The 14,361-nt window shown below is 51.7% G+C and carries 12 protein-coding genes; all 12 read right to left on the bottom strand.

The genetic code is table 11. The features are described 5' to 3' along the window. Positions 1-20: 20 nt before the first annotated feature. The 12 genes from ACM615_RS01965 to stbD all read right to left on the bottom strand — a co-directional run bounded on the left by ACM615_RS01965 (position 21) and on the right by stbD (position 14,352). The gene (locus ACM615_RS01965; protein WP_112292021.1) at positions 21-932 is read right to left on the bottom strand and encodes an ABC transporter permease subunit; all 912 of its coding nucleotides are present in this window, start codon (positions 930-932) and stop codon (positions 21-23) included. A gap of 9 nt (positions 933-941) precedes the next feature. Continuing rightward, the gene (locus ACM615_RS01960) at positions 942-1,862 is read right to left on the bottom strand and encodes an ABC transporter permease subunit (RefSeq protein WP_112292023.1); all 921 of its coding nucleotides are present in this window, start codon (positions 1,860-1,862) and stop codon (positions 942-944) included. Positions 1,863-1,927: 65 nt separating this feature from the next. After that, complete coding sequence (locus tag ACM615_RS01955; protein ID WP_129639918.1) at positions 1,928-3,472, bottom strand: glutathione ABC transporter substrate-binding protein; 1,545 nt, start codon at positions 3,470-3,472, stop codon at positions 1,928-1,930. Between the two features lie 36 nt (positions 3,473-3,508). Next, the gene (locus ACM615_RS01950; RefSeq protein ID WP_129639917.1) at positions 3,509-5,377 is read right to left on the bottom strand and encodes an ABC transporter ATP-binding protein; all 1,869 of its coding nucleotides are present in this window, start codon (positions 5,375-5,377) and stop codon (positions 3,509-3,511) included. 30 nt (positions 5,378-5,407) lie between these two features. After that, a complete protein-coding gene (gene dgcA, locus ACM615_RS01945) occupies positions 5,408-6,373 on the bottom strand; it encodes an N-acetyl-D-Glu racemase DgcA (protein ID WP_129639916.1) in 966 nt (321 codons plus the stop codon). Then, on the bottom strand, positions 6,373-7,383 hold the full coding sequence (gene dgcN, locus ACM615_RS01940) for an N-acetyltransferase DgcN (RefSeq protein ID WP_129639915.1): 1,011 nt from the start codon (positions 7,381-7,383) through the stop codon (positions 6,373-6,375). The genes dgcA and dgcN overlap by 1 nt, the downstream gene beginning before the upstream one ends. Before the next feature lie 273 nt (positions 7,384-7,656). Next, the gene (locus ACM615_RS01935; RefSeq protein ID WP_120162993.1) at positions 7,657-8,727 is read right to left on the bottom strand and encodes a porin; all 1,071 of its coding nucleotides are present in this window, start codon (positions 8,725-8,727) and stop codon (positions 7,657-7,659) included. Positions 8,728-9,500: 773 nt separating this feature from the next. Further along, positions 9,501-11,213, bottom strand: a complete 1,713-nt coding sequence (locus ACM615_RS01930; RefSeq protein ID WP_120162994.1) for an ABC transporter ATP-binding protein — start codon at positions 11,211-11,213, stop codon at positions 9,501-9,503. 106 nt (positions 11,214-11,319) lie between these two features. Beyond that, positions 11,320-11,625: a hypothetical protein gene (locus tag ACM615_RS01925; RefSeq protein ID WP_129639914.1), complete on the bottom strand. Its 306-nt coding sequence runs from the start codon at positions 11,623-11,625 to the stop codon at positions 11,320-11,322. 14 nt (positions 11,626-11,639) lie between these two features. Then, positions 11,640-12,164 carry a hypothetical protein gene (locus tag ACM615_RS01920; protein ID WP_240783373.1) on the bottom strand — a complete coding sequence of 175 codons (525 nt, stop codon included), beginning with the start codon at positions 12,162-12,164 and terminating at the stop codon, positions 11,640-11,642. Positions 12,165-12,323: 159 nt separating this feature from the next. Further along, positions 12,324-13,004, bottom strand: a complete 681-nt coding sequence (locus ACM615_RS01915) for a fimbria/pilus periplasmic chaperone (RefSeq protein ID WP_431011366.1) — start codon at positions 13,002-13,004, stop codon at positions 12,324-12,326. Between the two features lie 22 nt (positions 13,005-13,026). Next, positions 13,027-14,352 carry a fimbrial usher protein StbD gene (gene stbD / locus ACM615_RS01910; RefSeq protein ID WP_431011341.1) on the bottom strand — a complete coding sequence of 442 codons (1,326 nt, stop codon included), beginning with the start codon at positions 14,350-14,352 and terminating at the stop codon, positions 13,027-13,029. Positions 14,353-14,361 lie beyond the last annotated feature (9 nt).

Here is a 14,361-nt window from a genome sequence, read left to right as displayed (position 1 = left end):
TTTCAGCTGTTCAGTGGCTATTACTTTTTCAGTTTAGGATCCAGCGTATCCCGCAGCGCGTCGCCCAGCAGATTAAATGCCAGAACCGTGAGGAATATCGCCAGCCCCGGGAACACGCTGACGTTCCATTTTCCCGCCATCATCATATTGCGGCTCATCGCCAGAATATTGCCCCACTCCGGCACGTCCGGTTCCGGCCCCAGACCGATAAAACTCAGGCTGGCGGCCGTCAGAATACTGGTGCCGATACGCATGGTGAAATAGACGATCACATTCGACAGCGTACCCGGCAGAATATGGCGCAAAATCACCACCCTGTCTGGTGCGCCGACGCAGCGAACCGCTTCGACATAAGCACTTTGTTTAATCGATAACGTGGCGGCACGCACGATGCGGGCAAATACCGGCACGCTGAATACCGCGACCGCGATGATCACGTTATTCAGCCCCGGTCCGAGAATAGCCACGACGGCAATGGCCAGCAACATGCCCGGAAAGGCAAATAAGACGTCGGAACCGCGCATGATCAGCATATCGAGCCAGCGGCCATAATATCCGGCCAGCAGTCCGAGCAATACACCGGCGATCATGCCGAGCGTCACGGAGAAAATGCCAACATAAAGGGATATGCGCGCGCCATAGATGATGCGGCTGAGAACATCTCGTCCCAAATCGTCGGTGCCAAACCAGTGCTCCGGCGTCGGGCCTACACCCAGCGCCATCCAGTCCGGCGTCATCGGGTCGAAAGGTGCCAGCCACGGCGCGAATATCGCCACAAGCACCAGCAGCAGGATAAATCCGCCGGACACCAGCGCCATTGGATGGCGAAGAAACGTGTGGAAAAAGTCATACCACGGCGAACGGATATCATCGTTTTGCGAGGCTACCGCAGCCGGTGTGGTTTCTTCCAGCACAGAGACAGGATCGGTCATGAGCAGCTCCTAACGCAGACGGATTGCCGGATTGACCACCGCATAAAGCAGGTCAACCAGCAAATTTATCAGAATAAATTCAAACACGAACAGCATCACCAGCGCCTGAATGACCGGCTGATCCTGCGTTTTGATGGATTCAATCAGTAACCAGCCGAGCCCCGGCCAGCTAAACACGCTTTCGACGATAATTGAGCCACCGAGCAAAAAACCAAACTGCAAGCCGAGCATGGTGATAATCGGGATCAGCGCATTGCGCATGATGTGTTTCCACGTCACCAGCCGCGCACGTAATCCTTTGGCGTTGGCGGTGCGCACGTAATCTTCCTGCGCCACGTCGAGAAACGCCGAGCGGGTGAAGCGCGCCATCACTGCCGCCACCGAGGAACCGAGGGTGATCGCCGGTAAGATAATGTCAGCGGGCGAATTAAAGCCGCTGACGGCGAAGATCCCGAACGGCATGGCGACAAACTGGATCAGCAACAAACCGAGCCAGAACGGCGGCATGGAAATTCCACCGACCGCCATGCTCATCAGTGTCCAGTCCTGCCATTTTCCGCGTTTGAGCGCTGACACCACGCCAATCACCAGCCCGAGCACCACCGACCACGCGAAGCCCGCCAGCGCCAGCAACAGCGTTGGCATAAAACCGCTTTCAATCACACTTAACACCGGCTGACGCGTGCGATACGTCGTGCCCAGATCGCCGTGAACCATACCGTTCAGCCAGTGCCAGTACTGCGCGGGCAGCGGATCGTTAAGGCCAAGCAGTTGCCGTGCTGACTCAACCGCCTCAATCGGCGCATCCTGTCCGGCGTAAATACGCGCAGGGTCACCCGGCAGCAGCTTGATAAAGCCGAAAACCAGCAACGACACCACCAGTAAAACGGGGATCATTTCCAGTATCCGGCGGATAAAATAGGTCAGCATAAAAGTGTTTCCCTGAATTCGGTAAGCAGCCTCCCCGCACACGGGGAGGCGATATTGCAAAACGCTTATTTAAACTGTGCCTGATTAAAAATCAGCGAGCCGTCGGCCAGCATGTAGACGCCGGAAAGGTCTTTGCTTTTGCCGACCAGATTGTCCGGTACGCCGAGATAGGCCACCGGTGCATCCGCCCACAACAATTTCTGGGCATCGGCATACGCCGCTTTGCGTTTTTCGACGTCAGCGGTTTGCAGACCGGCGGTGATCGCCGCATCCACCTGTTTGTTGCTGTAATAAGAGACGTTATACGCCGACGGGATCCAGGATTCGGTGGCAAACAGCGGACGCAACGCCCAGTCTGCATCGCCGGTCGAGGCAGACCAGGCGCCGTAATACATTTCTACTTTCGCCTCTGCCGGTTTCGGTGTGCTCCACAGACGCTGCGTCAGCGTACCGGAATCCATCGGCACCAGTTTCACGCGCACACCAATCAGGGAAAGCTGTTGCTTCAGGAACTGCGCGCTGCGGATACGGTCGGTCTTGTTCGAGCTCCACATTTCAACGTCAAAGCCCTTTTCATATCCGGCTTCTTTCATCAGCGCTTTGGCTTTGGCAATGTTATAGCTGTAATCCGGCGTGGTTTGTTTCTGATAGAACTGGACATTTTTCGGCAGCGGCGAAGTGGATGGCGATCCCAGACCGGCGAAACCGACTTTCAGCCACAGATTGCGGTCGATGGCGTAGTTAATCGCCTGACGGACGCGCACATCCGAGAACTCTTTTTTCTGCGTATTAAAGGCGATGTAATACAGATAGATGCCCGGATCCTGCGCGATATCCAGCTTCGGATCGCTTTTCACCGTATCCACCAGATCGGACGGCAACGGATAGACCGCGTCCACGCCGCCGGATTTCAGTTTTGCCACCTGTGTGGAATCTTCCGGCGTCGGATACAGCGTGACGGAATCCACTTTCGGCCAGCCTTTCTGCCAGTAGTTGTCGTATTTCACCAGCTTGACGTCTTTACCCTGCTGCCATTCCACAAACTTGAACGGGCCGGTGCCGACCGGATGCACACTCAGATCCTGCTCATTCGGATATTGTTTCAGGGATGCCGGGCTGTGCATGACCGCAGAAGGATGCGCGAGGGTGTTGATCATCGCGCCGAACGGTTTGTTGAGGGTGATTTTCACCTGGTACGGGCTGACGGCTTCGACGGATTTAATCATGCTGAACAGCGAGTTACGTTTCAGGTGACTGGCCGGATTAGCCAGACGATCTAGGTTAGCTTTGACCGCGTCGGCGTTGAAGGGCGTACCGTCCTGGAAGGTCACGTCGTGGCGCAGATTGATGGTAAATTCGGTGGCATCGCTGTTACTGGTGTAATCGGTCGCCAGCACCGGCACGACGGCCATCTTGCTGTCGAACTGGAACAGGCGTTCAAAGATGCCGCTCTGAATGGAATAACTCAGCGTATCGGTGGTGTCGTGCGGGTCGAAACCGGTCACGTCCGCATACATGGAAATACGCAAATCTTTGGCCTGAGCGGACGCCGCAAAGCAAAGCGCCAGTCCGGCGGCAAGCAGGCTCTTACGCAGTAAAGTCGAATGCATGGTGTTCTCCTGTGTGTCCCAAAAAAGAAAGTTGAGTTATCCCTGTGCGACCCAGTGATGTTCACTGACGCGGGAATATTTGAGTTTTTCTATCTGTACACCCGCCGGATGCACCGGCGATTTCACTTCCACATCATCGAACTGACGCAACGCACGCTGCGTCGGATCCGCCACCGGCACCGAACTGAGCAGGCGTCGGGTATAGGAATGTTGAGGATTACTAAACACCGCATCGCGGGGACCAATCTCCACAATCTGTCCGCTGTACATCACCGCGACGCGGTTGGCGATACGCTCCACGACGGCCATGTCGTGCGAAATAAACAACCACGCCACGCCGGTATCGCGCTGTAAATCCATCATCAGGTTGACTACCTGCGCCTGAATCGACACATCCAGCGCCGACACCGCTTCGTCAGCAATAATCACCTGCGGCTGCAACGCCATCGCGCGGGCAATGGCGATACGCTGGCGCTGGCCGCCTGAGAATTCGTGCGGATAACGCCGCGCATGGGAAGGTTCAAGACCGACGCTTTTCAGCAACTGATTCACTACCGGCGTGGCGTCGGCCAGCGACTTTTTCAGGCCGTGCAGTAACAAGGGTTCGGCAATGGAAAAGCCGACGGTCAGGCGCGGATTGAGTGAAGCGTAGGGATCCTGAAACACCATCTGGATCTGACGGCGCACCGCCTGAAACGGCGTGTCGCGCATCAGGGTAATTTCTTTGCCTTCGAGATGAATGCTTTCGGATTCACTGCCGACCAGCCGTAAGATTGCGCGGCCGGTGGTGGATTTGCCGCAGCCACTCTCGCCTACCAGCGCCAGCGTTTCGCCCGGCCAGATGGAGAAATCAATTTGCTCAACGGCGTGGACTTCTTTGGTCACGCGTGACAATACGCCGGAACGGATCGGATAGCAGACGCGCAACCCGCGCACGTCGAGCAGCGGTGGCGCAGCATAATCAGCGGTTTTCTGGTCGTCTTCCGCTGGCGGAATGTGAGGCAGATCACCTGCAACCGATTGCTTTTCGGGCGAAATATTTTGACCGGTTTTGGCGGCTAACAGCGGGAAGCGACGCGGCCATTTCAGCCCCTGCATATCACCCAGTTTCGGTACGGCGGCCAGCAATGCGCGGGTATACGGATGCTGGGCGTTGGCGAAAATCTCGGTCACGCTGCCCTGCTCCACGACTTTGCCCTGATACATCACCACCACACGATCGGCGATTTCCGCCACCACGCCCATGTCATGCGTAATGAACAGAACCGACATCTCGGTGCCCTGTTGCAGGTCGCGCAGAATTTGCAGAATGCGCGCCTGCACCGTGACATCCAGCGCGGTTGTTGGTTCGTCGGCAATCAGCAATGCCGGATCACAGGCCAGCGCCTGCGCAATCATCACCCGCTGACGCATGCCGCCGGAGAGTTCATGCGGATAACATCTGAGGATGCGTTCGACGTCAGGAATACGAACCTGTTTCAGCAATTCACGGGCTTTATTCAGCGCCGTGGCTTTACTGGCGATGCCATGATCCAGCAGCCCTTCGGTCAGCTGATCGCCAACGCGCAGCACCGGATTGAGCGAGGTCATCGGCTCCTGAAAGATCATCGACATTTCCTGGCCGCGCAGCTTCCGGCGTGATTCTGCGGACATCGACGTCAGCGCATGACGCGTGCCGTTACGGCCAAAAAATTCGATACTGCCCGCGTCAATGTGCGCCGAATCCGGCAGCAGCCCCATGACGCTCAGTGAGGTGACGGACTTACCAGATCCGCTTTCGCCGACCACCGCCACCACTTCACCTTTATTCACCGAGAAGGAAACGCCTTTCAGCGCCTGCGTTTTGCCTTGCCGGCCGGAAAACGTCACCGACAAATCGTTAATCTGCAAAATGGGCACTGTCATCAATAAACGCCTCCTTTATAGGCTGAACTGTTAAAGCCAGACTTCACCGTTTTCATAACGCAATGCCGGTTCGGCATCCTGCGACAGCCAGATTGGCCCGTCGAGATCGACACGTTCTGCCTGCACCGCCACCGGCAGCGCGGCTTCCATGGCGATGGAAGAACCGAGCATGCAACCGACCATAATCCGCAAACCGAACTGCCGCGCCACGCCGGTCATCGCCAGCGCTTCTGTCAGGCCACCGCACTTGTCGAGCTTGATGTTGATCATCTCGTAACGGTCGCGCAGGCCTTCAATATCGGCACGCTCATGACAGCTTTCATCGGCGCAGACAGGAATGGGATGCAAACAACGCACCAGATCGTGGTCATTACCGGCAGGAAGTGGCTGTTCGATCATCGCCACGTTCAATTCATGCAGCGCCTCAAACACACTGCCGAGATCTAAACCCGACCAGGCCTCATTCGCGTCTACCACCAGCGTGGCGTGTGGCGCAGCGGCGCGGATTGCCGCCACTTTCTCTATTATCTGCTCGCGGTCGAGTTTGATTTTCAGCAACTGCGCGCCACCGGCAACGGCCACTTCTGCCGCTTTCGCCATATTTCCCAGTGAATCCAGGCTCAGCGTTTCCGCGGTAATCACGGAAACAGGCTTCGGCATATCAAGCAGTTGCCACAGGTCCTTGCCCTGTTTTGCCGCATCAAGACGCCACATTGCACAATCGAGGGCATTACGCGCCGATCCCATTGGCAACGCCTGCTGTAATGCGTCGCGGCTCAGCCCCTGTTCCACCTGCGAGCGGATAAGCTCAAGTTGTTCGCACACGCTTTGTGGCGATTCCTGATAACGGGCGGTCGGCGTGCATTCTCCGACGGCGGTAAATTCGCCGTCGGTCAGGGAAACGCGCACCACCGTGACAGCGGTGCGTGTACCACGGGAAATCGCAAACGGCTTTGCCAGCGGCAGTTCGACGGACTGGAAAGTCATCTGAGTCATCAGCCGTTGTCCTTAATCCATTGCGCGATATTTTTGATGCCAAAACGCACCGGGTCAGTGGCAGGCACGCCGAATTCTTCGCTGATTTCAGCCAGCGCGATTTTCGCTTCTTCTTCGCTGACCGCCGACGTATTCAGCGAGAAACCGGCGATTTTGACATCCGGGCTGGTGAGGCTGGCAGCCGCCAGATTGGTATCAAGGCACTGACGCAGCGTTGGCATAAACTGGTGTGGCAGATGGCGCATATGCGGGCGACCTAGCTCATGACACATCACCAATAAATGCGCCTGCGCGCCGTGGATAAGCCCCATGCTGACTCCGGCAAAAGACGGGTGATACAGCGAGCCCTGACCTTCGATGATGTCCCAGTGATCGTCGTCATTGGCCGGAGACAGCGCTTCGACCGCGCCGGAAATAAAATCGGCAATCACTGCATCAATCGCAATGCCCGCTCCCGCCACCAGCACACCGGTCTGGCCGGTTGCGCGGAAATCGGCTTTTAAATCCAGTTCACGCATGGCCGCTTCCAGCGCCAGCGAGGTGTACATTTTGCCGACCGAACAATCGGTACCGACGGTGAGAATACGTTTACCGCTGCGTTTTTTGCCGGTGCCGGTATCAAGCTCCGGTTGCATGTGACGCACGTCAAACAGCGCTACATGATGCTCTTTAGCCAGTTCAACCAGCTCAGGAATGTCGTTCAGCCCCTGATGCAGGCCGTTGGCGACGTTAAGCCCAGCGCGGATCGCCGCTTTGATCGAATCCAGCCAGTGTGTCGGTAATTTACCGCCAGAGTTCGCGGTGCCCAGCACCATGGTTTTCGCGCCCTGCGCTTTGGCCGTTTCGATGTCGAGTTCGGGCAATCCCAGTGACACAGAATCCGTCGCCAGACGAATTTGCCCGACGCAGGCTTCAGGACGCCAGACGTGAATGCCACGCGCGGTTTTCGCGGCCAGCGGATCCATCACATCACCAAGGAATAAAAGATACGGCTTTGGAATTTGCTGCATGTCAGTTTCTCCGGGATTCTTTTTTTAATGGGTTTTAATAAGACCCGGTCAATATTCCACGGGAGAAAGCGGCTGACGAATACTTGTTTGGCTTTGGGGTATAACCTGCGGCTATAGGCTTAGCTACATGAATTTATTATGGTTATTTGAAAATGAGGAACGCGGTCAGGGAGGGAGAAATGACAGGCACAAAAAAAGGCAGAGCCAATGAAACTCTGCCTTTGCGATTACCTTTTTCAGACACAGAATGGGGTAATAATTTAGTTCACTAACTTAGAAGCGGTAAGTCAGTGCTACAGCAACGATGTCATCAGAGCTTACGCCCAGTTTGTTGTTGTCATCGATCTGGTTGATCATGTAGTCAACATAGGTGTACATGTTTTTGTTGAAGTAGTAAGTCGCACCGATTTCGAAGTATTTAACCAGGTCTACATCGCCGATACCGTTTTCAACATCTTTCGCTTTAGACTGCACGTAACCGATTGACGGACGCAGACCGTTTTCGAACTGGTACTGTGCCACTAACTCATAACCCTGAGTTTTGTTCGCGTAGCCGCCTGGGATTGGTGCCAGGTTACGGGTTTCGTTATACATTGCAGACAGATAAATCTGGTTAGCATCGTATTTCAGAGCCGTTGCCCATGCAGACGCTTTATCACCGCCGCCGATAGCGGAGTCACTTTGTGCGTTAGTACGGTCAGATGAAGAACCTGCGATAACAGCACCGATGCCGGAACCTGCGATATCTTCATAATCGATGGATGCGCCGTAACCGTCGCCGTTCGCTTTAGTAGATGCACGACCGTCGCCTTCGTTTTTACCCTGGTATTGCAGGGCAATGTTCAGGCCAGTGACCAGACCGAAGAAGTCCTGGTTACGGTAAGTGGCCAGGCCGCCTGAACGACCTACCATGTAGTTATCGGAGTTAGCGGTATCACCACCAAACTCTGGCAGCATATCGGTGAAGCCCAGTGCGTCGTAAACAACACCGTAGTTACGGCCGTAGTCGAAAGAACCGAAATCTTTCACTTTCAGGCCAGCAAAGCCCAGACGGGTTTTGTTACCCAGGTCGCCCTGAGATTCTGCGTGGTTAGCCTGAATGTTATATTCCCACTGGCCATAACCGGTCAGTGTGTCGTTAATTTGAGTTTCGCCTTTAAAGCCCAGACGCGCATAAGTCATGTCGCCGTCAGAACTTTTGTCATCGGAGAAATAATGCTTAGCGGTTACGCGACCGTAGAGGTCCAGTTTGTTACCGTCTTTATTATAAATCTCAGCTGCATTCGCGGTAGAACCCACTGCAATTAAAGAGACCGCTAAGGCCAACACACTGCGCTTCATCATTATTTAAGTTTCCTTGATTTTTTTATAAAGGATTTCTCATGCCCGTTCTTTTATAGGACTGAAATATCGGGCTGTGAGTATTTGTACATGTTTTAAAATACGTCTGTCTGTAAAACGATTTGAACCTTAACACTGAGCACGAAAAGTTAAAATGGAAAAGTTCGCCTCGATAAGTCTTTTTTGAGTAAAGAGTTGTAACATTATGTTTCTACCATAAGGCGCTAAGCCCCTGATTATATGCGGTTTTCGCATAACAATTTGCACCATCACAGTGCATTGCACCATTAATGTGCAAATAGTTTGTAAATTTGTAAAGTAGTTGCAAGCGGGATCACCTTTATCAAAAGGTTTTTTTCTGTTAACAATCGTTAAGGAATTAGTGCTATCTGAAAAGGCGTTGCATTTAAATAGTGCATAGCATGGTAATCATTTTGATGTGAACTTCATTATCTAATTAATAGAAAAAGCAGCCATAAGATTTTTGTACTACGCAATTTTTTGCCGATTAGGATTTTTAATAAGGATACTGAACAAAATAAAGCCAAATTCAGAGAGGCAATAATTACCTGAGTGATTAAATTGAACGAAGTTGACTATTTCCCATTGCCCATATTGGGTTATTTTTATTCAAAACGGGCTTTTGTTTACAACGGGCATATTAAAAGAAAGAGCATATCTCAGGCGGATCAGGAAATTTTCGGGGAACATTTTGCTGTTGAGTGGCGAGAAATCCGTAAGATGGCCCTCCCCGTTACCAGGGAGGACGCTCAAGATTAGCGGAACTGCGCGGCGTGAAGTTGTGCGTAACGACCCTGTTGAGCAAGCAGAGACTCATGCGTGCCCTGCTCAACAATACCTTCTTTATCGACCACGATAATGCGGTCGGCATTCTGAATAGTTGCCAGACGATGAGCAATCACCAGCGTGGTGCGGCCTTCAGACAGTTCCGCCAGTGACTGCTGGATGGCCTGTTCGGTCGCCGTATCCAGTGCGGACGTCGCTTCATCGAGGATCAGGATCGGCGGGTTTTTGAGGAAAATTCGCGCGATCGACAAACGCTGTTTCTGACCGCCAGAAAGCTTCACGCCCCGCTCACCAATCACGGTATCCATACCCAGCGGCAACGCGTCAATCACGTCATCAAGGCGTGCGCGACTGGCGGCCAGGCGAATTTCCGCTTCGCTGGCATCGAGCTTACCATAAGCAATGTTCTCGCGGATTGTCCCGCCAAACAGGAAAACATCCTGCTGCACGATGCCGATGTTATGACGCAGCGACGTCTGGGTCATGTCACGGATATCAATGCCATCGATGGAAATGCTGCCGCTGTCCAGCTCATAAAAACGAGGCAGCAGCGAACACAAGGTGGTTTTTCCCGCACCGGAAGGCCCGACGAACGCCAGCGTTTCTCCGGCATTAATAGAAAGCGTGATGCCGTTGAGAATTTTGCTCACCGGCGTGTAGCCGAAGACGACATTGTCGTAATGAATGTCACCGCGTAAGTGACTGACCACCTGTGCGCCCGGCCGGTCAGTGATATCCGGCGAGGTATCGATAAGCTGCGTGAAGCGTTTAAAACCGGCAATCCCTTTCGGATAGCTTTCCAGTACCGAGCTGATTTTCGCCACTGGTCGGAAAAACACTTCCACCAGCAACAGGAAACCGACAAATCCGCCGTAGGTCAGCTGGTCATTAATCACATACCAGGTTCCGGCGATCATCACGATAATCTGCACCAGACGGGTACTGAGATAACTCAGCGTCAGACTTGCGGTCATGATTTTGTAGGCTTTCAGCTTAGTGATGCGGTAGTTATTGTTATCCGACGCAAACAGCTTTTGCTCATGATCTTCGTTGGCAAAGGCTTTCACCACGCGAATACCACCGATGCTTTCTTCTATACGTGCGTTGAAATTACCAACCATCCCGAACAGGCGTCGCCAGGTGTCGGTCATCTGCGCACCATAACGGCTGACCATCCAGGTCATTGCCGGAACAATAATGATGGTCATCAGCGCCAGCTGGACATGTACCGTCGCCATCAGGATAAACGCACCGATAAAGGTCATCACTGCAATGAACACATCTTCCGGGCCGTGATGCGCAATCTCCCCCACTTCTTCCAGATCTTTGGTGACGTGGGTAATGATGTGACCGGTTTTGGTGTTGTCGTAATAACGGAAAGACAGTTTCTGTAAATGGCTGAACGCCTGAGCACGCATGTCAGTTTCAATCCCGACGCCCAGCGCGTGTCCCCAGTAGTTCACAATCGCCATCAGTAAGGTGTTGATCACATAAATCAGCAGCAAACCGACGGTCGCGCCAATGATCAGCACCCAGTCGTGTGCGGGCAGCAACTTATCAATAAAGGTTTTGATCGCCATCGGGAAACCCAGTTCCAGTAACCCGGCCAGAATGGCGCATCCGAAATCCAGGAAGAACAGCTTTTTATAAGGAACGTAATAAGAGAAGAAACGGCGGAGCATCAGGCATCCTCATAGAAACGACCCGAAGGCGGGCAAGTCCGTCAGTCTAAATGAAAATGGTTATCGATAAAGATAATTTTAGACCCGCCCCGCCGGAAGACCGTTTTCACAGAAGTTTGCGTACACCGTTTAAAATCACGGCAAAGGCCGCATTCAGTGCCTGCCAGGCAATCTCCTCGGTGATCGCTTCATAGGTCGCCAGCACCGCCACAAAGGTGGATTTCTGTGTCGCCAGCAAAGATTCATATTCTCCCGACCGGAAACTGCCTTTACCTTTTTCAATCTCCCAGGTCAGCTGTAGTAAGGCTTCAATCTGCGGGACGGCACTGTTTACCACCGTATTCCAGTTTGTCCCCAGTGAAGCTTTTGCCGCCGCAATAGCCCTGTCTTTAACATCAAAAATATCACTCATCGTATTCACCTTTATTATTTATTGACTGCTTCTGTACCATTTTTTAATACCAGCTCATAGGTCAGCATCGACTGCATAATCACGGCAACCTGTTTACGCTGAAGAGTGATATACGCCGGAGAATCCTGTTGCGAACAATGCTGCCTTTTATATTTAATCTGATAGAAGATATTTCTCAGGCCAAACATCTGCTGTTCAATAGCAGGATTGTTATTTAAGATTTTGGTGCGGGATTCAATCAGTGCTAAATCCGTTTCAGCGGAATTAAAGAACGCACTGTCGGGTTCCGAAAGGGGGGAAATCAGCAAAAGCGGTTGCCCTGCGACCACGAGCGCCGCATGGCAGGCGACAACCGGCGAGGCGGGTTGCGTATTGTCAGTCATTGCCTGCGCAGTCCAGGCCACAAATTGACGGTCGGCTTTGCTCTGGAAGTCAGTAATTTGTTTATCTAAAGCAGGGTCATACTGATGCGTGGAACAACCGGTCATCGTCATTACGACAATAAAAATCGCGGTCCCGGTTTTCATTATTGATTTCAAAATGCCTCTCCTGTAACTGATTCCGAAGGTGGACATTATTCCATTGTCCCTGCCATCAAAAATTAGTCACAAGAGAAGATCGGCGCAACCGGTCAGTTAATCATTTCCAATCAAATGCTAAAGTCATTTTTATCATTAAAATAAAAAACCTGCGGATGATTATTTTAATTTCTGGCTGGCTTGCCATCGCGTACCATTATCATTGATAACGTCGTATTCCACTTTATCTGACAGGTTTCTCCCTGCCGGAATTTCCACCCGCTCTGAAGTGAAAGGCGCCACCATCACACCGGGTAACTCCGTCTCTCCCGAACGAAGTGAAGAAAGCGTCAGGTGCCACGGCGTCGGATTTTGTATCAAGAGTGTTTTACTGCCCGCCTCACGGTCGATGCTGAACTGCAATTTCTGTGCATCACTTTCCTTAAGCTCCCCTACTTTTTCCGGCCTGAAAAACACCTTCATGCGGATTTTTAACGGCAGCACGACGCATTTTTCATCTTTATGCTGTGTTTCGGTATTTGGCGGAATTTGAAAGATATTCAACCAGTAAACACTTTCGCGATCCTGTGGCAGACTTCCGGCTGAAACCATCAACAGCCGGATATTGCGCATTTCCCCCGGTTTCATTTTAAATACCGGCGGATTGATCACAATCGGCGTATGGACCTTATCCGGGCTCACCGTCGGGTCTCCGTTATCTGTCCAGACCTGCACCACTACCGGTTCTTTCTCGGAATTCACTAATGACAGTGATTCCGCGATACTTCCAGAGTTGAACACCACGCGGGTCTTTTCCGCATTAACCACCGCGCTGGCGTGAAACGCCGTGCAACAGAGCATAATCCCCGCCGCAACGGTAACTTTATTGAAAACTGACCACCACTTGTAACTGCGCATTGACGCTCCCCGCCGTAACTGTTTCGCCACTGATTGCCTCCAGAGACGCCGTAAAATTTCCGGTGTAGGTTGTGATACCGTCCGTTGAATCGCCCTGACTGGTGGTCAGATCTTTATAGGCGTACCAACCGCCGGTATTGCCTGTTGTCGCAGTTTTACTGGAAAGAAGGTTCAAAGCATTCCCACTTTCATCATAAATTCGAATTCCCACGCCTGACGCGACACCTGAACTGCCGTAATTGGTGTCAAGTAAATGCGTTAGACCACTGGTTGAGGTCAGGCCCAGAGCTGTCGCAGCTGTCACCGCTGTTGACTGATTAACTAAGAAACCCATCGCAACATTCGCAGATGAACTCGTTGATTTACCTACACTAGATATAGCTGCATCTTCACAGCTTAAGCTGATATCAAAAGTACTTTGGCTCGTTTCATCATTATTGAGTGATGAAGTACTTATTGTGGGTAATAGAACAACGGATGGATAATCTTTGACGAGGCACATTGCACCACGGACAAATGTAACTCGATTATACATATTTATCTGCCCAGGCCAATCACTATACCATCCATTATAAACCGTCTGTTCATTTGCTCCATCGACTAAAGCAGTGTTCATTCCATTTCCACGGAGAGTACTATATCCGCTTGCGTAATTATTCGCATAAAGATAGTAATTAGTTGAGTTCCCTCCCGTATATACGGTAGAGGCCGTTTTAAACAACTCAATATATACGTCACTAAATGCACTGGCAGGAATATATATATAAGTATCATCAGTCACATATTCATCTGACGTCAATGCTCTTGACTGCCAGTAAGGTGAGTAATAATTTCCCGATTTCAAATTAGTTAACCGGATTGCAACACCATTAAAATTGGTATGGTATGCGCTTTCAACATCACTGGTCTCATATCTCCCTGACATCTCTCCATTTGATTGATTCGCATAAACTTCATATAAAGTATCCGCATCTGCAAGTGCGCAACGATATAATATTTGATTTGATGTAAATGCTGTTGATGACGATGCAGTAATGAAACTGGCTGTCGAACTTGCCAATAATGTACCTGCTGGCATAAAACTATCACCTGAACTTACCGAAATAACAGATGGTAACCCAATGTCTCCTCCGGTTGTTCTCGATACACCCGTCCAGCTCTTAGCTGTATAACCTGCAGCAATAATCTCACTAGATAATGATGATGTGCTTGTAACTTTTCTACAGGTTGCATGAGATGCAATTGGCAACGCCAGCACCAGACAAGTGATAATATGTTTTAATTTAAACATTCTTTATAA

The organism is Rahnella sp. PAMC25617 (assembly GCF_050606005.1).
Classification (GTDB): Bacteria; Pseudomonadota; Gammaproteobacteria; order Enterobacterales; family Enterobacteriaceae; genus Rahnella; species Rahnella variigena.
This window is presented reverse-complemented; position numbering and strand designations above follow the sequence as displayed.